This window comes from Pseudomonas sp. P867, assembly GCF_019891455.1.
Lineage (GTDB): Bacteria > Pseudomonadota > Gammaproteobacteria > Pseudomonadales > Pseudomonadaceae > Aquipseudomonas > Aquipseudomonas synxantha_A.
The window spans coordinates 121,821-141,674 of the sequence record NZ_JAFLXB010000002.1 but is presented as its reverse complement, the minus strand read 5'-3'; the positions used below and the strand labels follow the sequence as shown (position 1 = coordinate 141,674).

The window sequence follows — 19,854 nt, the reverse complement described above, 5'->3', positions numbered from 1 at the left end:
GTGCTGAACTGCACGAGTTATGTGAGTCGGAGGTTTTTTCGTATGACCACTTCTTTGCAACCTGCTTATGCCTTGGTCCCGGGTGCGAACCTGGAGGCCTATGTGCACACGGTCAACAGCATTCCATTGCTGACACCCGAGCAGGAGCGTGAACTGGCCGAGAGTCTCTACTATGAGCAAGATTTGGGGGCGGCTCGGCAGATGGTGCTCGCCCACCTGCGTTTTGTCGTACATATCGCCCGTAGCTATAGTGGCTACGGCCTGGCCCAGGCTGACCTGATTCAGGAAGGCAACGTTGGCCTGATGAAGGCTGTAAAGCGCTTCAACCCTGAAATGGGTGTGCGCCTGGTGTCGTTCGCCGTGCACTGGATCAAGGCGGAAATCCACGAGTTCATCCTGCGCAACTGGCGCATCGTGAAAGTCGCGACCACCAAGGCCCAGCGCAAACTGTTCTTCAACCTGCGCAGCCAGAAGAAACGCCTGGCGTGGCTGAACAACGAGGAAGTCCACCGCGTGGCTGAAAGCCTCGGTGTGGAGCCTCGTGAAGTGCGCGAGATGGAAAGCCGCCTGACCGGCCATGACATGGCCTTTGACCCAGCCGCCGAAGCGGATGACGACAGCGCCTTCCAATCGCCTGCCAACTACCTGGAAGACCACCGGTACGACCCGGCGCGTCAACTGGAAGACGCCGACTGGAGTGACAATTCCAACCACAACCTGCACGAAGCGCTGGAAGTGCTGGACGACCGCAGCCGTGACATTCTCTACCAGCGCTGGCTGGCAGAAGAGAAAGCCACGCTGCATGACCTGGCGCAGAAGTACAACGTGTCGGCCGAGCGGATTCGTCAGCTTGAGAAAAGCGCGATGAACAAGTTGAAGTTGTCGATCGCCGCCTGATCCAGCTGGCAATGCTGGGTTAAAAATGTGGGAGGGGGCTTGCTCCCGATAGCAGAGTGTCAGTCAACATCAAAGTGACTGATCTATCGCTATCGGGAGCAAGCCCCCTCCCACATTTGTTTTGTGTTGTGTCAGTTGGACCAGGGGGCTTTTCGAGAGTTGTTCAGCTCAGTCAGGTAGCCATCCCCACCCAACTGACTCATCTGCTGACGAATCCACGCCGCCCGCCGTGCCACATAAGCTGTCGGGTGGCTGGCACTCCACACCCGTGGATTAGGCAACACCGCCGCCAGATAACTGGCCTGTTGCCGCGAAAGCCCCTTGGCGCTCACGCCAAAGTGATGCCGCGCCGCCGCTTCGGCACCAAACACGCCGTCATCCCACTCCACGCTGTTGAGGTACACCTCAAGAATCCGCTCCTTGGGCCACAGCACCTCGATCAACCCGGTGAACCACGCTTCCAGGCCCTTGCGCAAATAGCTGCGGCCGGCCCACAGGAACAGGTTTTTCGACACTTGCTGGCTCAGCGTACTGGCGCCGCGAATCGAGCCGCCGCGTTCGTTGTGCAGGATCGCGGCCTGGATCGCGCCAAAATCAAAGCCCCAATGTTGCGGGAAGCGCTGGTCTTCACCGGCCATCACCGCCACTTTGAGGTCATCGCTGATTTCATCCCACGGTACCCAGCTGCGTTGCAGGTCAATGGGTTCGCCGTCGATCCAGGACTCGACCTTGCGCTCCACCATCAACGCGGTAAACGGGGGCGGGACCACACGAAACAGCAGCACCAGCAACACACTGCCGATGGCGAACCATTTCACGACGTTGAGAAAGCGTTTGAAGAGGACACGCAGCATAGAGATGGCTTGGCCGAACCCGTTGAGCGGGCCATTATACAGACCCTGCCCGATGAGTCTGACTGGAGTTCCCCATGCTGCGTAGCTTTCTGATGCTGGCTGCCTTTTTCGGTTTTACCGGTGTCGCCCTGGGTGCGTTCGCCGCCCACGGCCTGAAAAACCGCCTGAGCGCCGACTACCTGGCGATCTTCCATACCGGCGTGACCTACCAACTGGTGCACGCCCTGGCGTTGTTCGGCGTGGCGTTGCTGGCGGCGCATATTCCCGGTCGATTGGTCAGTTGGGCGGGTATCTCGTTTACCGTCGGTATTCTGTTGTTCTCGGGCAGCTTGTATGCGCTGACGATGACTGGCATCAGCAAACTGGGGATCATCACGCCGTTTGGCGGGCTGGCGTTCCTGCTTGGCTGGTTCTTCCTTGGCCTGGCAGCGTGGCGCTTGCAGCTTTGACCGCTTGACGCTTGGAGCTGACCGGCAGGTCCCAATCGCGCTAGAATGCGGGCCCCTAAAAACGATGGCGGCCCGTGGCATGCGCATTCAGTTGAACGGCGAACCCTTTGAACTGCCCGACGGTGAAACCGTCGCGGCCCTGCTGACCCGCCTGGACCTGACCGGGCGTCGTGTCGCAGTGGAGCTCAACCTGGATATCGTCCCGCGTAGCCAGCACGCCGAGACCTCGCTGAAGGAAAACGACCAGGTCGAAGTGGTCCACGCCATCGGTGGCGGTTAGCCCGCCACGGCGGTAACGCATTCTGCAGAACCTCATCCAAACAGAGGATTTCCCATGAGCATCGTTCGTAACGACAAGCCTTTCGTCCTGGCCGGTCGTACCTACCAGTCCCGCTTGCTGGTCGGCACCGGCAAGTACCGCGACATGGAAGAGACCCGCCAGGCCATCGAAGACTCGGGTGCCGAAATCGTGACGTTCGCCGTGCGCCGCACCAACCTGGGCCAGATCGAAGGCGAACCGAACCTGCTCGAAGTGCTGTCCCCAGACCGCTACACCTTCCTGCCGAACACCGCCGGTTGCTACGACGCCATCGAAGCCGTGCGCACCTGCCGCCTGGCCCGTGAGTTGCTGGACGGCCACAACCTGGTGAAGCTGGAAGTGCTGGCCGACCAGAAAACCCTGTTCCCTAACGTGATCGAAACCCTCAAGGCCGCTGAAACCCTGGTCAAGGAAGGCTTTGACGTGATGGTCTACACCAGCGATGACCCGATCATCGCCCGGCAGCTGGCAGAAATCGGCTGTATCGCCGTGATGCCGCTGGCTGGCCTGATCGGTTCGGGCCTGGGCATCTGCAACCCGTACAACCTGCAGATCATCCTTGAAGAAGCCAGGATCCCAGTGCTGGTGGATGCGGGCGTGGGCACTGCCTCCGACGCGACCATCGCCATGGAACTGGGCTGCGACGCGGTGCTGATGAACTCGGCCATCGCCCACGCCCAGCAACCGATCATGATGGCCGAAGCCATGAAACACGCGATCGTCGCGGGCCGCCTGGCCTACCTCGCCGGGCGCATGCCGAAAAAACTCTATGCCAGCGCCTCTTCGCCGCTGGATGGTCTGATCAAGTAAGAGCTATTGATGACTGAATCAAACGAAACGCCGAACACCGTGGAAGCGGGCGACGAGTCCAAGCACCGCCGCATCAAGAGTTTTGTGATGCGCGCCGGCCGTATGACCGAAGGCCAGCAAAAGGGCCTGGAGCAAGGCACGCCGCTGTTCGTTTTGCCCCTGGCCGATGCGCCGGTTGATTACGACCAGGTGTTTGGCCGTTCGGCCCCACGCTCCCTGGAAATCGGTTTCGGCATGGGCCACTCCCTGCTGGAAATGGCCGCGGCCGCGCCGGAGCAGGATTTCATCGGTGTGGAAGTCCACCGTCCAGGTGTCGGCGCATTGCTCAATGGCGTGCTGACCCAGGGCCTGACCAACCTGCGAGTTTACGACTGCGACGCGATTGAAGTGCTCAACCGCTGCATCGCCGACAACAGCCTCGACCGCCTGATGCTGTTCTTCCCCGACCCGTGGCACAAAGCCCGTCACCACAAGCGTCGTATCGTCCAGGCGTCCTTTGCGGAGTTGGTGCGCAGCAAGCTGAAAGTGGGCGGTATCCTGCACATGGCCACCGACTGGGAACCGTACGCGGAATACATGCTGGAAGTGATGAACGTTGCCCCTGGCTACCGCAACCTGGCCGAAGACGGCAAATGCGTGCCACGCCCGGCCGAGCGGCCGATCACCAAGTTCGAACGCCGCGGCGAGCGATTGGGGCATGGGGTGTGGGATTTGAAGTTTGAGAAGCTGGCTTAAGTAACCCTGCTATCACGGCAGTGGAATGGCTGCGTTCCACTGCCACTTGGTTTTTTTCTTGTAAAGGAATACAAGCGCTTGAAGTCCATTCTTTCCAGCCTGCTGCTCAGTCTGCTGTCTGCGGCAGCCTTCGCGGCTAGCTCCCCCTCTCTACCAGTGATTTCCCCTGATGATTATTTTGAGCGTGCTCAAAAGAAGGCGGAACAACTCAAGCTGCTGTTCGATGATAACGTCAAGCTTGAAGCCAGTGGCGAGCTGGATAAGGCCACGTTGCCCGAACAACTCAAAGAGGTTCAGGGCGCTATAGCGGCGTACCAACATGATTTGAAGATGGCCTCAGAGGGCGGGCACGTTGTCGCGACTTACATGCTGGCCAATATCCAAAGCCGGTTCGGCATGTCCGAGCAAGAGCGCAAGCAGGTTTGTGAACCGATGCACAAGGCGATGGATCAAGGTCTGTTGGCCGCTGGTGTGGGTTATTACTATCAGTGCGATATGACGTACATGCGTCTTGATCTGCTTGATCCTGGGCACATAAAGTATCTTGAGACGCTCAAGCAGATGCTGCTCAAAGTTGACGCCAACCGTGATTATTACCCGTTGTACACCAATCGCTCGCTTTGTTTTGAGAGTGATCGGCTAGCCGAGGCCAAGGAAGAAAGAACCTTGGGCAACATGCAAGCTCGCGCCAGTGTGCGGATGCTGACCTATGATCAGTACCGGGCTGACGCCTACTATATCTTGGCGGCGACACGTATGAACGACGAAGGTAAGCCCGACAGCGTGAACTTGACTTACCTGAATCAGGCTCTGGCCTTGGGTTGTAAAGACCCGATGACGCTTAAAGAGTATTACGAAAAAAGTTTTGGTAATCAGGCCGCTAAATAGGTTCGAGGAACCGAACAGGAACCTGCTCCGTCAGCCAGACGCCGTTCTCAGCCTGGAAAAACTTGAAACCCTCGGCCAGCATCTCCGGGGTGTTTACCTTAAGAATCACGACAGTCCCGTAGCGCTGCCCAACTTCCCTGGCAGTCTCAAGCTGTTCGCTGAGGTGCACATGATGACGGGAGCCTGGAATAAGGCCCTTCTGGTTGATTGACTCGACAAATCGTGTTGCGGTGCCGTGGTAGAGGAGTGCTGGCGGTTGTTTTTCTTCGAGTTGCAGCTGGACGCTTGGGTTGGAGTGGCCCTGCACGGCCCGAATATTTTGACCATTTTCGGAAAACGAAAAGCGTTTCTTCTCGTTTGTGCGCACGACCTGTTCCAGCAGTTCCCGGGTAAGGTTGCGTCCTTCACGTGACGCGGCGTCGATCAGTGCCGTCACGCTTGCCCAGCCCTCTGAATCCAGCGAAAGGCCTATCGCTTGCGGTTCGTGACGTAATACATAGCTCAGGAATTTGCTGGTGTCGTCCAGTAGCTTTTTGCTCATGTGATGTCCTTATCTCGGTCTGGTCTGATCAGCGCCGGTCTGCCACTACCCCAATCAACACCAGCACCACGATCAACACCGGCGCCAGGCTGTAGTTATTGAATTGGCTCAGCCCCCGCACAATCCACGGCGTAGCGTAGATCAACGCCGCACCGCTGCCGATCAGGCACAGCAGGGCCATCAAGGGTACGCGCAAGGCGCCGGCAATGTTGCCCAGACGTGCTTCGACCCAGCCCTTGATATCGGCGCCGAACAGCACCAGCAAGCAGCCCACGAGGGCCAGGGAGATTTCCGACAGGTTGCTACGGCTCCAGCGGGATACGGTGGCGAGCAGGTCGAGTACCAGATCCATTCGATTTCCTTAAGAGCGATCAGCTCAAAAACTTCTGCAACAGGTCATTGAGAAAGAGTTGCCCGCGGTCGGTTGCCGCCAGGCGTGACGGTTCGACCTGCATTAATCCACTTTGTTCTGCCTCGCGGCGGCCTTCATCGAGGCTGGCCAGATCAAGGCCGGTGCGTTCGGCGTAGAGCTTGGCATCGACCCCTTCGGTCAGGCGCAGAGCGTTCATCAGGAACTCGAACGGCAGTTCGTCGTTGGTCAGCTCTTTCGCTCCGGCCTGGAAGCTTTTGGCCGGGTTGAGGTAGTCCTTGGGGGCGCGGGTTTTCCAGGTGCGTACGATGCGCCCGTCCGGGTGGCTGAGCTTGCCGTGGGCACCGGCACCGATGCCGATAAAGTCGCCAAAGCTCCAGTAATTCAGGTTATGCCGTGCCGGCCGCCCCGGTTGGGCATAGGCCGACACCTCGTATTGCGCGTAACCGTGTTCGGCGAGCAGCGCCTGGCCGGCTTCCTGGATATCCCACAGTGTGTCGTCTTCCGGCAGCGCGGGCGGCTGGTTCCAGAAGACGGTGTTGGGTTCCAAGGTCAGTTGGTACCAGGACAGGTGTGTCGGCTTGAGCGCAATGGCTTGGCGCAGGTCGCCCAGGGCGTCGTCCAGGGACTGGTTGGGCAAACCGTGCATCAAGTCCAGGTTGAAGTTATCGAACCCTGCCTGGCGCGCCATGCCAGCGGCGCGCACGGCTTCATCGCCATTGTGAATACGGCCCAGGGCTTCAAGCTTCTCTTGCTGGAAGCTCTGGATGCCGATGGACAGGCGATTGATCCCCAGTTTGCGGTACGCCACGAACTTCTCTTGCTCGAAGGTTCCGGGGTTGGCTTCCAGGGTGATCTCGATATCCGCGGCGAACCGAATACGGGCTTCCACGCCTTTTAACAAGCGGCCCAACGCGGCGGCGCTGAACAGGCTGGGCGTGCCGCCACCGAAGAAAATCGAACTCAGCTCCCGGCCATAAACGGCGTGCAGGTCTTGATCCAGATCCGCCAGCAATGCATCTACATACTCTTCTTCCGGCAGCACCTTGCTGGCGGTGTGGGAGTTGAAGTCGCAATACGGGCATTTGCGCACGCACCAAGGGATGTGGATGTACAGCGCCAGGGGCGGCAGGTGGGGCAGGGCCGCCCGTGGTGTTTGCGCGCCACCGTGGATCAGCGGCTGCGCAGAGGTGTTCTGGGTCATTTCAAGCCCAGGCGCTGGCGCAGCAACACCATGGCGCGGGCGCGGTGGCTGATCTGGTTCTTGTCGGCCGGGCTCAGTTCGGCGCTGGAGACATTGCGCTCCGGTACCCAGAACAAAGGGTCGTAACCGAAGCCATGCTCACCGCTGGCGGCGTGCAGGATGCGCCCGTGCCACAAGCCTTCGCACAGGATCGGCAGCGGGTCATCGGCATGTCGCACCAGGGCCAGCACGCAGACGAACTGTGCACCACGTTCGGCGTCGGGCACGTCCTTGAGCGCGTCGAGCAGCTTGGCGTTATTGGCTGCGTCGCCCTTGCCATCAGCGTAACGGGCCGAATAAATGCCGGGCGCGCCGCCGAGAAAGTCCACCGCCAGGCCCGAGTCATCCGCCAGGGCCGGCAGGCCGGAGATGCGTGCTGCGTTGCGGGCCTTGAGGATGGCGTTCTCAACGAACGACAAGCCGGTTTCTTCCGGTTCGACCTGGCTGAACTCGCCAATCGAACGCAGTTGCACGGATTCGCCGAGCATGGCCTGCAGTTCTTTGAGTTTGCCGGCGTTATGGCTGGCCAGTACGAGTTGGGTAAGGTTCATCATTCGGCCGGAAACAGTTCTTGGTTGAATTGGAAACCATGGGCTTTGCCGCCGGTTTCAACGTTGATGGTAAATGTCTTGTATTCCCGCTGGGTCACCGAGTAGGGCGCGAGGTAGCTGATGCCGCCTTTCTCTTCGATTTGCTTGAACGTCAGGATCTCGCTTTTGCCGCCCAAATCCTTGATGGTGCCGGTCACCTGGGCCGCGACCGGGGCCACGCCCTTGATCACAGTCACATTGATCAAACCCTTCTCCTTGCTGCGCACTACGCCGACTTTCTGAGCGGTCTCGGGTGGCAGGAAGCTGGAGGTAAAGGTGTTGTAGTGGACGGTGATATCGCCAAAGTCTTTCTTGCGATTAGCGTCGATAGCGTCTGCAGCCATGGCGCTGGCGCCCAGGCATGCGGTCAATAGAAAAATAGCCAAACGACTCATGAACGTCCCTCTTGAAGATGATTAGACGGCAACTTTGTGGTCGGTCAGGCCAGGACTGCTGACCCGGTAAATACCGATTTCGCCCAATAGATTGGGCCATAGCTTACTCGCCCAGCCGTGGCGGTGCTGTTGATCGACGGCAAGGCGGTTGATGACCTTGGCTTCACGCTCGCCACACAACGCTTCGAAGTCTTCGAAGGTGCAGAAGTGGATGTTGGGCGTGTTGTACCACGTGTACGGCAGGAAATCCGAGACCGGCATACGGCCCTTGGTGGCCAGGTACCAGCGGCAGCGCCAGTGGCCGAAATTGGGGAAGGTGATGATGCATTGGCGGCCAACGCGCAGCATTTCGTCGAGGATGCGGTCCGGGTAGTGCACCGCTTGCAGGGCCTGGGTCATCACCACGATATCGAAGCTGTTGCTGGCGAAGTTGCCCAGGCCCTTGTCCAGGTCCTGCTCGATTACGTTGATGCCCTTGGCCACGCACTGGGCGATGTTGTCCGGGTCGTTTTCCAGGCCGTAGCCGGTGACTTGCTTGTTGTCGCGCAGCCAGCTCAGCAGTTCGCCATCGCCGCAGCCCAGGTCGAGCACGCGGCTGCCGGCGGGGATCCAGTCTTGGATGATTTCCAGGTCGGCTCTCATGGCGTTCTCACAGTGCGATTCGGTTCATGTAGTTGCTAAAGGCCTGCAGGTAACGCGGGATCGGAATCAGGAAGGCGTCGTGGCCCTGCGGTGCATCGATCTCCAGGTAGCAGACGTCTTTTTTGGCGGCCATCAGCGCATCCACCAGCTCACGGGAGCGGGCCGGCGAGAAGCGCCAGTCGGTAGTGAATGACATCACGCAGAACTTGGCCGTGGCGTGCTCGAAGGTTTTCGCCAGGTCGTCGTCGTGGTTGGCCGCCGGGTCGAAGTAGTCCAGGGCCTTGGTCATCAACAGGTAGGTGTTGGCATCAAAACGTCCGGAGAATTCTTCACCCTGATAGCGCAGGTAGCTTTCCACCTGGAACTCGACGCTGTGGAAGTCGTAGTTGAGCTTCTCGCTCTTGAGGCCGCGACCGAATTTTTCGCCCATGGAATCATCGGACAGGTAGGTGATATGCCCCACCATCCGCGCCAGCATCAGGCCGCGCTTGGGGATCACGCCGGCTTCCTGGAACGAACCGCCGTGGAACTCGGGGTCGGTGAGGATGGCCTGGCGTGCCACTTCGTTGAAGGCGATGTTCTGCGCCGACAGCTTGGGCGCCGAGGCGATAGCCAGGCAGTGGCGCACGCGGTCCGGGTAGCTGATGGTCCATTGCAGCGCCTGCATACCGCCCAGGCTGCCACCAATGACTGCGGCCCACTGGTGGATGCCCAGCAGGTCGGCCAGGCGTGCCTGGCTGTGTACCCAGTCTTCTACGGTCAACACCGGGAAGTCCGCGCCGAATGGCTTGCCGGTGTCCGGATTGAGGCTGCTGGGGCCGGTGGAGCCATTGCAGCCGCCGAGGTTGTTGAGGCTGACCACGAAGAACTTGTTGGTGTCGATGGGCTTGCCGGGGCCGATGCAACTGTCCCACCAGCCGGGTTTGCGCTCGTCAACGCTGTGGAAACCGGCGGCGTGGTGGTGGCCGGACAGGGCGTGGCAGATCAGCACGGCGTTGCTCGCCGTGGCGTTCAGTTGGCCGTAGGTTTCGTAGATCAGGTCGTAGGCAGGCAACGAACGGCCGCAGGCCAGGGCCAGCGGTTCGCTGAAGTGCGCCACTTGAGGCACGACCAGTCCAACAGAATCGGGGGGGAAGGCAGCTGGCATCGACCCTGCTCTCGTTTAAATGAGGCGTAAGTCTAAAGAGCGGGGACCCTAGCGGCAAGCAATGGTCTGTACCAGTACGCAGATACAAAATGTGGGAAGGGTTGATGTGGGAGCCGGGCTTGCCCGCGATGCAGGCACCGCGGTTTCAGACACACCGAGGTGATGCTATCGCAGGCAAGCCAGCTCCCACACAAGCCAGCTCCTATAGGGGCTACGGCATTCAGATCAGGCCGAACAGCTCTTTGGGCATGTAGGCAAAGTACGCCAGGCGTGGAATCACCCAGCTTTGCAGCAGCTGAATCACGATAAACGCAAAGATCGGCGAGATATCCAGGCCACCCAGGTTCGGGATCAGGCGACGGAAGGGTGCCAGCACCGGTTCGGTGATCTGAGCCACCAGTTCGGCACCCGGGCTACGGCTACCGGGTGCGACCCACGAGAGAATCACGCTGATGATCATCGACCAGAAAATGATCTTCAGGAACAGCGAGAAAATACCGATCAGGCCCCACGGCAACAGCAGCACGGTGAACGCCTGGTAGCCGTTGAGCATCAGGATCACCACGAACAGCAGGATCTGCAGCAGCAACGCCAGCACCAGCGACGACATGTCCAGGCCGAACAGGCTCGGGATCACCCGGCGCAGTGGCTTGAGCAGCGGTTGGGTGGCCTTGACTACGAACTGGCACAACGGGTTGTAGAAGTTCGCCCGCACCAGTTGCAGGATAAAGCGCATCAGCACGATCAGCAGGTACAGGCTGCCCAAGGTCTGAATGATGAAAATGGCAGCGTCATTGATTCCGAGCATGTTTGATTACCTTGGTAAGGGACGACTATTTGCCCAGTTGCTCAGCCATCTCGGCCGAACGATGTGCCGCGGCACCCAGTGCTTTTTCCACCAGGGCCTCAAAGCCCCCGGCCTGGAACGATTCAATGGCGGCTTGCGTGGTGCCGCCCGGCGACGTTACCCGCCGGCGCAGTTCGGCGGCATCGACATCGCTGCCGACAGCCATTTTCGCGGCGCCCAGGGCCGTTTGCACAGCCAGTTGTTCGGCAACCTCGTGGGGCAGGCCCAGTTTGACGCCAGCGGCGGTCATGGCCTCGATCAACAGGAAGAAGTAGGCCGGGCCGCTGCCGGAAACGGCGGTGACCGCATCCAGTTGCTGCTCCTGCTCCAGCCATACGGCAAGGCCCACCGCAGACAGCAACTCCTGAGCCTGGTCACGCTGCTGCGCGCTGACTTCAGCGGTGGCGTACAAACCGCTTACGCCCTGGCGCAGCAACGCTGGGGTATTGGGCATGCAACGTACGATCGGCTGGTCACCGAGCCAGGCTTTCATGCTGGCACAGGTGATGCCGGCGGCAATGGACACCACCAATTGATGCGGCTGCAGGCTTGGGCGCAGGCTTTCGCACACGGCCTTCATGGCCTGGGGCTTGACCGCCAGCACGATCACATCGACGCCGTGGATGGCTTCGGCGTTATCGGCAAAGGTTTCAATGCCGTGTTCGGCGCTGACGCGCTCGCGGGTCTCGGCGCCCGGGTCGCTGGCGCGGATCTGTTCGGCGTCCAGGCCCTTGGCCCGCAGGCCACCGATCAGGCTGGCCGCCATGTTACCGGCGCCGATAAAGGCAATACGCGTGTTGCTCATGACAGGTCCTTATTTTCGAGGGAAGTCAGCCATTTTGCGGCTGGCCGTAGTCGCGGGCGCCAAACAGGGCGGTACCGATCCGCACCCAGGTGGCGCCTTGGGCGATGGCCGACTCAAGGTCATGGCTCATGCCCATGGAAAGTGTGTCCAGCGCCAGGTTCAAGCTGGCTTGCAGGTCGCGTACGCTGGCAAACGCCGCATCCTGTGCGGCCCGGTCTTCAGTCGGCTCGGGGATCGCCATCAGGCCGCGCAGCTTCAAGCGCGGCAGGGCGCTGATCGCGTTGGCCAGGGCTGGCAGGTCGGCCGGCGTACAGCCAGATTTGCTGGCCTCGCCACTGACATTGACCTGGATGCAGATATTCAGCGGCGGCAGGTCGGCCGGGCGTTGTTCGGACAGGCGTTGTGCGATTTTCAGGCGGTCCACGGAATGCACCCAAGCGAAGTTCTCGGCGATGGCGCGAGTCTTGTTCGATTGAATGGGGCCGATGAAGTGCCAACTCAAGGGCAGGTCGGTTAAATCCGCCTGTTTGCCCAAGGCTTCCTGCAGGTAGTTCTCGCCAAAATCGCGCATCCCGGCGGCATAGGCGTCGCGCACGGCTTGTGCGGGTTTGGTCTTGCTCACGGCCAGCAGGTGGATGCTGCTTGCGTCACGTTGCACGGCGTCGGCTGCGGCGCGGATGCGCTGGCTAACCAGGCCGATGTTGTCTGCTATCGTCGACATTCAAGATGCGCCCGTGGATATGGAGTCCGCGGCATTCTACTGGAAATGGAAAGCCCTATGGATATCACGCAATTGCTGACGGCCAGCGTAAGCCGTGGCGCCTGTGACCTGCATTTGTCGGCCGGCCTGGCGCCGATGGTGCGAGTCGATGGCGAGGTCTGGCCGATGGATGAGCCGGTGCTTAGCGCAGCGCAACTGGTCGATCTGGTGAGCCCTTTGTTGAATAAACACCAACAAAAGGATTTCGAAACATCTCTTGAAACGGATTTTGCCTTCGAATTGCCGGGAGTCGCACGCTTTCGGGCGAACGTGTTCCGCCAGAGTCGCGGTATAGGCGCGGTGTTTCGTGCCATCCCGACCGAGGTCCAGAGCCTGGAAGACCTCGGGTTGGGCGAGGTATTCCAGCGTATGGCTCAGTTCCCCCGTGGCCTGGTGCTGGTCACCGGGCCTACGGGTTCGGGCAAGTCCACGACGCTGGCGGCGATGATCGATTATCTGAACCGGCACCGGCGCCAGCACATCCTCACGCTTGAAGATCCCATCGAATTTATCCACAGGCCGAAACTGGCCCTGATCACCCAACGCCAGGTGCACCGCGACACCCACAGCTTCTGCGTGGCCCTGCGCTCGGCCCTGAGGGAAGACCCGGATGTGATCCTGGTGGGCGAATTGCGCGACCTGGAAACCATCCGCCTGGCCTTGACGGCAGCTGAGACCGGGCATCTGGTGTTTGGCACCCTGCACACTTCATCGGCTGCAAAGACTGTAGACAGGCTGGTGGACGTCTTTCCGGCCGGGGAAAAGGCCATGGTCCGCTCGATGTTGTCGGAGTCGTTGCAGGCGGTGGTGTCTCAGGTACTGGTGAAGAAGGTCGGCGGCGGCCGTGTGGCCGCCCATGAAATCATGCTGGGCACGCCGGCGATTCGCAATCTGATCCGTGAGGACAAGGTGGCGCAGATGGTTTCGGCAATTCAGACCGGTGGCGCGTTGGGGATGAAGACCCTGGATATGAGTTTGAAGGCGTTGGTCGGCGCGGGGCTGGTCAGCCGGGAAGAGGCGCGGGAGAAGGCGAGGGTGCCTGCAGATATCTAAAACGCACAGATACTCATGTGGGAGCTGGCTTGCCTGCGATAGCGGGCTGTCAGGCGCTCTCTCTGCCAACTGACACACCGTCATCGCAGGCAAGCCAGCTCCCACATTTGATTGCATTTCAAATGGGGAGCTTCAGTGGCGCCTGGCTTAGCGCTGCACGATCCGCAGGTTGCTGTTCTGCTCTTTAGGCAGCACACGCTTGGCAATCACGTAGTTCTTGTCCCAGAACGGCTTTTTCAGCGTGTCGATGCTCACCGACTTGCCACGACGCGGCGCGTGGATAAAACGGTCGTTGCCCAGGTAGATGGCTACGTGATTGACCTGGCGGCTCTTGAGCTTGAAGAACAACAAGTCGCCGGGCTTCAGGTCTTTGCGATCAACCTTCAAGCCGTGACCAGCCGCCATGGCGTTGGAGGTGCGCGGCAAATCCACCGCTTTTACATCGTTGAATGCATATTTCACCAGGCCGCTGCAGTCGAACCCTTTACTTGGGCTGCTACCGCCCCAACGATAAGGAGTACCCAGCACGTTGACGGCACGGCTGAGGACGTTGCTGCTTTGCTTGGTGTTGACAGCCATCAGGCCGGGTGTTGCTTTACCGTGTGCCTTGCTCAGTTGAGTCGGGCGGTTGACGGTCAGCTTTACCGATTTGGCCTTGGTGGTTGTGCTGTGGACTTTAGGGGTGAAACCATTGACGTTCGGAAGTCGTTGCTCACGATTGGTGGCGTGGGCGGCCAGTGGCATTAATAGGCAGATGGTCAGCCATGTCTTGAAAAATGGTCGCATTAGGCGTGGCTCTTATGGGTTTGCGCGCAACTTTATAACAGCTTTTTGTGTCGTTCTCAGGCCGTTTGTCGACTGAACCTTGGGGTCAAATCCAGGAAAAACGCGACGAATTGCCGCAATTGTCCTACACAAGTCAGGTGGCATAAGGCTTTGAGGACAGGAAGATACCATTTGCCGTACGTCGGGCGCTCGTAAAAAAGTCACAAAGAAAATGAAAAAATTTATCTATCGAAGCAAAAGAGGTACTCCATGAACACCTATCAACAGGTTGGTCAGCAGCAAGATACCCATAGCAAGGTGATCGGTTACCTGCTGTGGATTTTCGGTTTTACCGGGGCGCATCGCTTTTATTACGGCAAACCCGTGACCGGCACGATCTGGTTTTTTACCTTCGGCCTGCTGGGCATTGGTTGGTTGATCGACGTATTCCTCATCCCGGCCATGGACCGTGAAGCCGACCTGCGTTTTACCGCCGGGCCTATCGAATACAACGTCGCGTGGATCCTGTTGGCGTTCCTGGGCCTGTTCGGTGTGCACCGTATGTACCAGGGCAAATGGATCACCGGCCTGATCTACCTGCTGACCGGCGGTTTGTTCCTGATTGGGGTGCTGTATGACTTCTGGACGTTGAATACGCAGATCTCGATCCGCAATGCCGAGCGCAATAACGGCCGCTGATCTCTCGGCCCTATAGAGAACAAAATGTGGGAGGGAGCAAGCCCCCTCCCATATTTTTTACTGCGCTCACTCTAGACCGGTTTCAGGCCTGGTAAGTGATCCGCCCATCCATCAAGGTGTACCGCACCGTCGCCGGCAGGCTGTGGCCAATGAACGGGCAGTTTTCACCCTTGGACAACCAATGCTCCCCTGCCACCGTCGAGCTGCCCAGGTCAAACAGCACCAGGTCCGCTGGCGAACCGACTTCAAGCTTGCCCGCCGGCAAGCGCAGAGCGTCGGCCGGGCCGGCGCTCAGGCGGGCCAATAGCGTCGGCAGGTCGAGCAAGCCGTCTTCCACCAAGGTCATTGCCAATGGCAACAACAACTCCACGCTACTGATACCCGGCTCGGTCGCGCCAAATGGCGCCAACTTGGCGTCACGCTCGTGAGGCTGGTGATGGCTGGAAATCGCTGACACCACCCCCGACTTCACCGCCGCACGCAAACCGTCACGGTCGGCCTTGGTACGCAGGGGAGGCTGCACGTGATACAGGCTGGAGAAGTCGATCAGCGCCTCATCCGTCAGGATCAATTGGTACAGCGCCACATCCGCCGTCACCGGCAAGCCACGGGCCTGGGCCTGGGCGATCAGGGCAACGCCGCGGGCGCTGGTCAGCTGGCTGAAGTGTGCGCGTACGCCGCTTTGCTCCACCAGCAACAGGTCACGGGCCAGGGCCACGGTTTCGGCGGTTTCCGGGATGCCCGGCAGGCCGAGGAAGCTGGCGACTGCCCCTTCATGGGCCAGGCCGCCTTCGGCCAGGTCGCGGTCCTGGGAGTGGAAGATCACCGTCAGGTCGAAGGTGGCCGCGTATTCCAGGGCACGGCACAGCGTGCGGGTGCTGCGAAAACTTTCCAGGCCGTTGCTGAAGGCCACGCAACCGGCATCGCGCAGTGCGATCAGTTCGGCCAGTTGTTCGCCATCCAGGCCTTTGCTCAAGGCTCCGACGGGAAACACCTTGCAATTGCCGGCTTCACGGGCGCGGTCCAGGATCAGCTCGGTCACCGCCGAAGTGTCCAGCACCGGCTTGGTGTTCGGCGGGCAGCACAGGCTGGTCACGCCACCGGCCGCAGCGGCCTGGGTTTCGCTGTTGATGTTGCCTTTGCGGCTGTAGCCCGGCTCGCGCAGGGCGACGTTCAGGTCCACCAGCCCGGGCGCGGCCACCAGGCCCTTGGCGTTGATGCTTTCGATGGCGTTGAAGCCGGCAGGTGCGGCGCCAATGGCGATGATCTTGCCGGCGTCCAGATAAAGATCGGTAACTTGGTCCAGGCCACTGGCTGGATCGATGACTCGGGCGCCGAGAATGCTGAGCTTCACTGGGCCTGCTCCTGCTCGAATTGACGTTGCGCGGTCTGCCCGCTCATGGCCATGGACAGCACGGCCATGCGTACCGCGATGCCGTAGGTCACTTGGTTCAAGATCACCGACTGCGGGCCATCGGCCACCGCCGACTCAATCTCCACCCCGCGGTTGATCGGCCCCGGGTGCATCACGATGGCATCCGGCTTGGCCCCGGCCAAACGTGCGGTGGTCAGGCCGAACAGGCGGTAGAACTCGCCTTCGCTCGGCAGCAAGCCACCAGCCATGCGCTCGCGTTGCAGGCGCAGCATGATCACCACGTCCACATCCTTGAGGCCCTCGGCCATGTCGGTGTAGACCTTCACGCCATACTGTTCGATGCCGATGGGCAGCAGGGTTTTCGGCGCGATCACGCGGATATCCGGGCAGCCCAGGGCTTTGAGGGCCAGCATGTTCGAGCGTGCTACACGGGAGTGCAGGATGTCGCCGACGATGGCCACCGAGAGGTTTTCAAAGCTGCCCTTGTGCCGACGGATGGTGAGCATGTCGAGCATGCCCTGGGTCGGGTGGGCGTGGCGGCCGTCGCCGCCGTTGATGACCGCTACCTGCGGGCACACATGCTCGGCGATGAAGTGCGCGGCGCCGGAGTCGCCGTGGCGGACCACGAACATGTCAGCGGCCATGGCTTCGAGGTTGCGCAGGGTGTCGAGCAGGGTCTCGCCCTTGCTCGCCGACGAGGTGGACACGTTCAGCGTGATCACGTCGGCCGACAGCCGCTGGGCTGCCAGTTCAAAGGTGGTGCGGGTGCGGGTGGAGTTCTCGAAGAACACATTGCAGATGGTTTTGCCGCGCAACAGCGGGACCTTCTTCACCGCGCGGCCGCCGACTTCAAGGAACGAGTCGGCGGTGTCGAGGATTTCGGTGAGCAGTTCGCGGGGCAAACCGTCGAGGGACAAGAAATGTTGCAACTGGCCCTGAGCATTGAGCTGCAGCGGGCGCTTGGCATCTAGAGGCGTCATCGCGGGGACTCTGTACAAGGCGGTTTAAAGGGCAAGGTCTTGCAGTTCGAGTTCGAGCGGCGTGGGACCGGACAATTTTACCCGCTGCCGGGCTTGCAAAGACAGTGTTGCACCTACGACATCCGGGCTGATCGGCAATTCGCCAGCGTCCAGGTCCAGCAGGCAGACCAACGTAATGCTGGCCGGGCGCCCGTAATCGAACAGTTCGTTCATGGCGGCGCGGATGGTACGGCCGCTCATCAGGACGTCATCGATCAGGATCAGGTGCTGGCCCTCAACCTCAAACGGCAGAGCCGAAGGCTGCACCTGTGGGTGCAGGCCGTTCTGGCTGAAGTCGTCGCGGTAGAAGGACACGTCCAGCGTACCCAGGGGCGAATCGCTGCCCAGTTCTTCCAGTAACGCCTGGGCTACCCAGACACCGCCGGTGCGGATGCCGATAAAGCGCGGTTCGCTGATGCCGCGGTGTTCCAGGTGCGCCTTGAGGCGTAATGCCATCTGGCTGATCAGTTCGGCGGGATTGGGCAGGCTCATGGGGGCTCCTTTTTAAGTGTGTAGGCGCAAGCTTGCTCGCGAAAAACTCATGGGTACCGCGTTCATCCAGCCTTCACGCGGTATCGTTAACGTTCTTCGCGGGCAAGCCCGCTCCCACAGGATCGCGGCGGGTCAGGATTCAAATAAAGCGGTGTTTTCATCCAGCCAACCCTGCAACAGCAAGGCGGCGGCGATGGCGTCCACGGGGTTGTCGCGGTAACTGCCCTTCTGCCCGCCGCGGTCACGACGCTCACCCTTGGCTTCAAAGGTGGTCAGGCGCTCATCGTGGGTATAGAAGGGCAGGTTGTAGCGGCCATTGAGGCGGCGCGCGAATTTTTCGGCGCGCAGGCACATGTCGCTGGGGGTGCCATCCATGTTCAGGGGCAGGCCGACCACCACAGCGTCGGGCTTCCACTCTTTGATAAGGGCTTCAACCTGGTTCCAGTCCGGTATGCCGTTCTGGGCCTTCAAGGTGCACAGCTCGCGGGCCTGGCCGGTAATAACCTGGCCGACCGCTACGCCGATCTGTTTAGTGCCGTAGTCAAAACCCAGGATCAGACGCAAGGCCATCAGGCGTGCCCCGCCTGGCTGGTCAACAGGCTGAGGTTGACCCGCAGCTTGGCGGCGGCAGCATCAAGGCGCAGTTCGCTGGCGGTGTTGAACAGGATGTCGGCGTCGAACGGGCAGGTCAGCCAGGCATTGCTCGCCAGCTCGGCCTCCAGTTGCCCGGCTTCCCAACCGGCGTAGCCCAGGGTAATCAGGCTTTGCTCAGGGCCGACGCCATCGGCGATCGCGAACAGCACGTCCTGAGACGTGGACAGTGACACGCCCTCAAGATCCACCGTGGCCTGGTATTGCGGCCCGGTGGGGTGCAACACAAAGCCGCGATCGGTCTGCACCGGCCCGCCGATATAGATCGGCACATCCTGGCAGCGGGTCGGTGGGTCGAGTTCCGGGCGCAATTGCTCAAGGATATCGGCCAGGCTCAGCTCCTGTGGACGGTTGACCACCAGCCCCATGGCACCATTGGCCGTGTGCTCGACGATGTAGGTCAAGGTCTGCGCAAAGTTCGGGTCGGCCATATGGGGCATGGCGATCAGGAATTGGTGCTTGAGGTAGGTCGGGCTGACGTTTTTCATGTCCGCTAGTGTGGCGTTGGAGGGGCGAACTGACAAGTGTAGGAGCGGTGTCAGTTGCTGGACAGCCGGTCGCCCTTGGCAAACTTCCAGGTGCGGATGATTTCCAGGCGGTCCACGTCATTCAAGTCGCCGCTGAACGGCGCAAAAGGCGCGGCCAGGCGCACGATGCGCTGGGCGGCCTGGTCCAGCAGCGGTTGGCCGGAGGACTCCAGCACCTGCACTTCATAGAGCGAACCGTCACGGTTGATCGATACCAGCAAGCGCAAGTTGCCATAAATCTGCTGACGCCGGGCTTCGTCCGGGTAATTGAGGTTGCCGATGCGCTCGACCTTCTTGCGCCACTCGTCCTTATACCAGGCGCCTTTGTCGCGCATGGTCGACGCGGCGTTCAGGCGGTAGATGCGCGGGCGCTTGGCATACAGCTGTTGTTCGTGGGCCAGTTCGGCTTCCAGGCTGGAAATTTCGTCGGACAGCGTCGAACTGTCGAAGGTTGGCGCGGGCTTCACCGGCTCGGGCTTGGGTTCAGTCCTGGTTTTTTCGCGCTGGGTCGGGGCCTTTTGCGGCTTGGGCGCAACGGTGGTCACGGCGGCCTTGGGCGTTGCCTGCTTGACCTCGGGCTTGGGCATCGGCGGCGGGGTGACCTTATTGACCTTGTTGTCCTGGAAGGGCGCTACTTCAGTGGTCTTGGGCACGGCTTTCTTGTCGAGCGTACCGCTGCCCTGCTGGTTGTCCTGGGCAAGAAAGTCGGCCTTTTCGGGCTTCTTCTCACTTTTGAACGTAGCGAGGGTGATTTCCAGGGTCTTGGTGATCTGCTTGGGCTCGACCATGGTGAAGCCCACGCCCAGCAACAAGGCGAGGTGAATCAATGCGGCGAGAAACAGGGTAAATCCGAGCCGATCAGCCGGGCGCACGCCTCTGTGGGTGAGTTCTGGGGGCAGATCGGACGGGAGTGTCATGACAAGAAAACCAACATCGCGCGTTTCACAGGTGGCGCATGATAACGCAATGTTGGTGTGTGTC

General features: G+C 60.4%; 26 protein-coding genes. 8 read left to right on the top strand and 18 right to left on the bottom strand.

Annotated elements, in window-relative coordinates; translation table 11 throughout:
• Nucleotides 1-42: 42 nt before the first annotated feature.
• Nucleotides 43-897, top strand: a complete 855-nt coding sequence (gene rpoH, locus J1G33_RS04155) for an RNA polymerase sigma factor RpoH (RefSeq protein WP_003176698.1) — start codon at nucleotides 43-45, stop codon at nucleotides 895-897.
• Between the two features lie 131 nt (nucleotides 898-1,028).
• On the opposite strand, the gene mtgA is transcribed toward rpoH, so the two are convergent.
• Nucleotides 1,029-1,751 carry a monofunctional biosynthetic peptidoglycan transglycosylase gene (gene mtgA / locus J1G33_RS04150; protein WP_078822561.1) on the bottom strand — a complete coding sequence of 241 codons (723 nt, stop codon included), beginning with the start codon at nucleotides 1,749-1,751 and terminating at the stop codon, nucleotides 1,029-1,031.
• A gap of 74 nt (nucleotides 1,752-1,825) precedes the next feature.
• Between mtgA and J1G33_RS04145 the strand changes: the two genes are divergently transcribed.
• The 5 genes from J1G33_RS04145 (at nucleotide 1,826) to J1G33_RS04125 (ending at nucleotide 4,952) form a co-directional block, all read left to right on the top strand.
• A complete protein-coding gene (locus J1G33_RS04145; protein ID WP_032878916.1) occupies nucleotides 1,826-2,200 on the top strand; it encodes a DUF423 domain-containing protein in 375 nt (124 codons plus the stop codon).
• A gap of 79 nt (nucleotides 2,201-2,279) precedes the next feature.
• Complete coding sequence (gene thiS / locus J1G33_RS04140; protein WP_032878918.1) at nucleotides 2,280-2,480, top strand: sulfur carrier protein ThiS; 201 nt, start codon at nucleotides 2,280-2,282, stop codon at nucleotides 2,478-2,480.
• A gap of 54 nt (nucleotides 2,481-2,534) precedes the next feature.
• Complete coding sequence (locus J1G33_RS04135) at nucleotides 2,535-3,329, top strand: thiazole synthase (protein ID WP_223017732.1); 795 nt, start codon at nucleotides 2,535-2,537, stop codon at nucleotides 3,327-3,329.
• A gap of 9 nt (nucleotides 3,330-3,338) precedes the next feature.
• Complete coding sequence (gene trmB, locus J1G33_RS04130) at nucleotides 3,339-4,064, top strand: tRNA (guanosine(46)-N7)-methyltransferase TrmB (RefSeq protein WP_032878921.1); 726 nt, start codon at nucleotides 3,339-3,341, stop codon at nucleotides 4,062-4,064.
• Nucleotides 4,065-4,142: 78 nt separating this feature from the next.
• The gene (locus tag J1G33_RS04125) at nucleotides 4,143-4,952 is read left to right on the top strand and encodes a hypothetical protein (protein ID WP_050549378.1); all 810 of its coding nucleotides are present in this window, start codon (nucleotides 4,143-4,145) and stop codon (nucleotides 4,950-4,952) included.
• Here the strand turns inward: J1G33_RS04125 and J1G33_RS04120 are convergent.
• The 10 genes from J1G33_RS04120 to J1G33_RS04075 all read right to left on the bottom strand — a co-directional run bounded on the left by J1G33_RS04120 (nucleotide 4,945) and on the right by J1G33_RS04075 (nucleotide 12,253).
• Nucleotides 4,945-5,493, bottom strand: coding sequence for an RNA 2'-phosphotransferase (locus tag J1G33_RS04120; RefSeq protein ID WP_032878922.1), 549 nt, complete (start codon nucleotides 5,491-5,493; stop codon nucleotides 4,945-4,947). The two genes, J1G33_RS04125 and J1G33_RS04120, sit on opposite strands and share 8 nt — an antisense overlap.
• A gap of 28 nt (nucleotides 5,494-5,521) precedes the next feature.
• On the bottom strand, nucleotides 5,522-5,845 hold the full coding sequence (locus tag J1G33_RS04115) for a DUF3392 domain-containing protein (protein WP_005792278.1): 324 nt from the start codon (nucleotides 5,843-5,845) through the stop codon (nucleotides 5,522-5,524).
• A 19-nt stretch (nucleotides 5,846-5,864) separates the two neighbouring features.
• The gene (gene hemW, locus J1G33_RS04110) at nucleotides 5,865-7,067 is read right to left on the bottom strand and encodes a radical SAM family heme chaperone HemW (protein ID WP_032878924.1); all 1,203 of its coding nucleotides are present in this window, start codon (nucleotides 7,065-7,067) and stop codon (nucleotides 5,865-5,867) included.
• On the bottom strand, nucleotides 7,064-7,660 hold the full coding sequence (rdgB, locus tag J1G33_RS04105) for an RdgB/HAM1 family non-canonical purine NTP pyrophosphatase (RefSeq protein ID WP_103734231.1): 597 nt from the start codon (nucleotides 7,658-7,660) through the stop codon (nucleotides 7,064-7,066). The genes hemW and rdgB overlap by 4 nt, the downstream gene beginning before the upstream one ends.
• Nucleotides 7,657-8,091, bottom strand: a complete 435-nt coding sequence (locus J1G33_RS04100; RefSeq protein ID WP_078822557.1) for a DUF4426 domain-containing protein — start codon at nucleotides 8,089-8,091, stop codon at nucleotides 7,657-7,659. Before J1G33_RS04100 ends, rdgB begins: the two co-directional genes overlap by 4 nt.
• 21 nt (nucleotides 8,092-8,112) lie before the next feature.
• Nucleotides 8,113-8,733 carry a methionine biosynthesis protein MetW gene (gene metW, locus J1G33_RS04095; protein ID WP_005792273.1) on the bottom strand — a complete coding sequence of 207 codons (621 nt, stop codon included), beginning with the start codon at nucleotides 8,731-8,733 and terminating at the stop codon, nucleotides 8,113-8,115.
• Between the two features lie 7 nt (nucleotides 8,734-8,740).
• Complete coding sequence (locus J1G33_RS04090; RefSeq protein WP_005792271.1) at nucleotides 8,741-9,880, bottom strand: homoserine O-acetyltransferase; 1,140 nt, start codon at nucleotides 9,878-9,880, stop codon at nucleotides 8,741-8,743.
• A gap of 220 nt (nucleotides 9,881-10,100) precedes the next feature.
• The gene (locus J1G33_RS04085; RefSeq protein WP_003195087.1) at nucleotides 10,101-10,688 is read right to left on the bottom strand and encodes a YggT family protein; all 588 of its coding nucleotides are present in this window, start codon (nucleotides 10,686-10,688) and stop codon (nucleotides 10,101-10,103) included.
• A 25-nt stretch (nucleotides 10,689-10,713) separates the two neighbouring features.
• Entirely contained in the window at nucleotides 10,714-11,532 is an 819-nt protein-coding gene (gene proC / locus J1G33_RS04080) for a pyrroline-5-carboxylate reductase (protein WP_223017731.1), read from the bottom strand.
• Nucleotides 11,533-11,557: 25 nt separating this feature from the next.
• Nucleotides 11,558-12,253 (bottom strand): YggS family pyridoxal phosphate-dependent enzyme, encoded by a 696-nt coding sequence (locus J1G33_RS04075; RefSeq protein WP_078822556.1) that lies wholly within the window; start codon nucleotides 12,251-12,253, stop codon nucleotides 11,558-11,560.
• Between the two features lie 57 nt (nucleotides 12,254-12,310).
• Between J1G33_RS04075 and J1G33_RS04070 the strand changes: the two genes are divergently transcribed.
• Nucleotides 12,311-13,345 carry a type IV pilus twitching motility protein PilT gene (locus J1G33_RS04070; protein WP_223017730.1) on the top strand — a complete coding sequence of 345 codons (1,035 nt, stop codon included), beginning with the start codon at nucleotides 12,311-12,313 and terminating at the stop codon, nucleotides 13,343-13,345.
• 147 nt (nucleotides 13,346-13,492) lie between these two features.
• Here the strand turns inward: J1G33_RS04070 and J1G33_RS04065 are convergent, their stop codons facing one another.
• Entirely contained in the window at nucleotides 13,493-14,131 is a 639-nt protein-coding gene (locus J1G33_RS04065; protein ID WP_005792265.1) for a C40 family peptidase, read from the bottom strand.
• A gap of 249 nt (nucleotides 14,132-14,380) precedes the next feature.
• On the opposite strand from J1G33_RS04065, the gene J1G33_RS04060 reads away from it, so the two are divergent.
• Nucleotides 14,381-14,809 carry a TM2 domain-containing protein gene (locus tag J1G33_RS04060; RefSeq protein ID WP_032878933.1) on the top strand — a complete coding sequence of 143 codons (429 nt, stop codon included), beginning with the start codon at nucleotides 14,381-14,383 and terminating at the stop codon, nucleotides 14,807-14,809.
• An 82-nt stretch (nucleotides 14,810-14,891) separates the two neighbouring features.
• Here J1G33_RS04060 and J1G33_RS04055 read toward each other — a convergent pair whose 3' ends face one another.
• The 6 genes from J1G33_RS04055 to J1G33_RS04030 form a co-directional block, all read right to left on the bottom strand.
• Nucleotides 14,892-16,163, bottom strand: a complete 1,272-nt coding sequence (locus J1G33_RS04055) for a dihydroorotase (protein WP_223017729.1) — start codon at nucleotides 16,161-16,163, stop codon at nucleotides 14,892-14,894.
• Nucleotides 16,160-17,164 carry an aspartate carbamoyltransferase catalytic subunit gene (locus J1G33_RS04050; RefSeq protein WP_032878936.1) on the bottom strand — a complete coding sequence of 335 codons (1,005 nt, stop codon included), beginning with the start codon at nucleotides 17,162-17,164 and terminating at the stop codon, nucleotides 16,160-16,162. Before J1G33_RS04050 ends, J1G33_RS04055 begins: the two co-directional genes overlap by 4 nt.
• Nucleotides 17,165-17,188: 24 nt before the next feature.
• Nucleotides 17,189-17,695, bottom strand: coding sequence for a bifunctional pyr operon transcriptional regulator/uracil phosphoribosyltransferase PyrR (pyrR, locus tag J1G33_RS04045; protein ID WP_005792260.1), 507 nt, complete (start codon nucleotides 17,693-17,695; stop codon nucleotides 17,189-17,191).
• 132 nt (nucleotides 17,696-17,827) lie between these two features.
• Complete coding sequence (ruvX, locus tag J1G33_RS04040) at nucleotides 17,828-18,265, bottom strand: Holliday junction resolvase RuvX (RefSeq protein WP_005792259.1); 438 nt, start codon at nucleotides 18,263-18,265, stop codon at nucleotides 17,828-17,830.
• Nucleotides 18,265-18,834, bottom strand: coding sequence for a YqgE/AlgH family protein (locus J1G33_RS04035; protein ID WP_005792257.1), 570 nt, complete (start codon nucleotides 18,832-18,834; stop codon nucleotides 18,265-18,267). Before J1G33_RS04035 ends, ruvX begins: the two co-directional genes overlap by 1 nt.
• Before the next feature lie 50 nt (nucleotides 18,835-18,884).
• On the bottom strand, nucleotides 18,885-19,790 hold the full coding sequence (locus tag J1G33_RS04030; protein ID WP_148854561.1) for an energy transducer TonB: 906 nt from the start codon (nucleotides 19,788-19,790) through the stop codon (nucleotides 18,885-18,887).
• Between the last annotated feature and the right edge of the window lie 64 nt (nucleotides 19,791-19,854).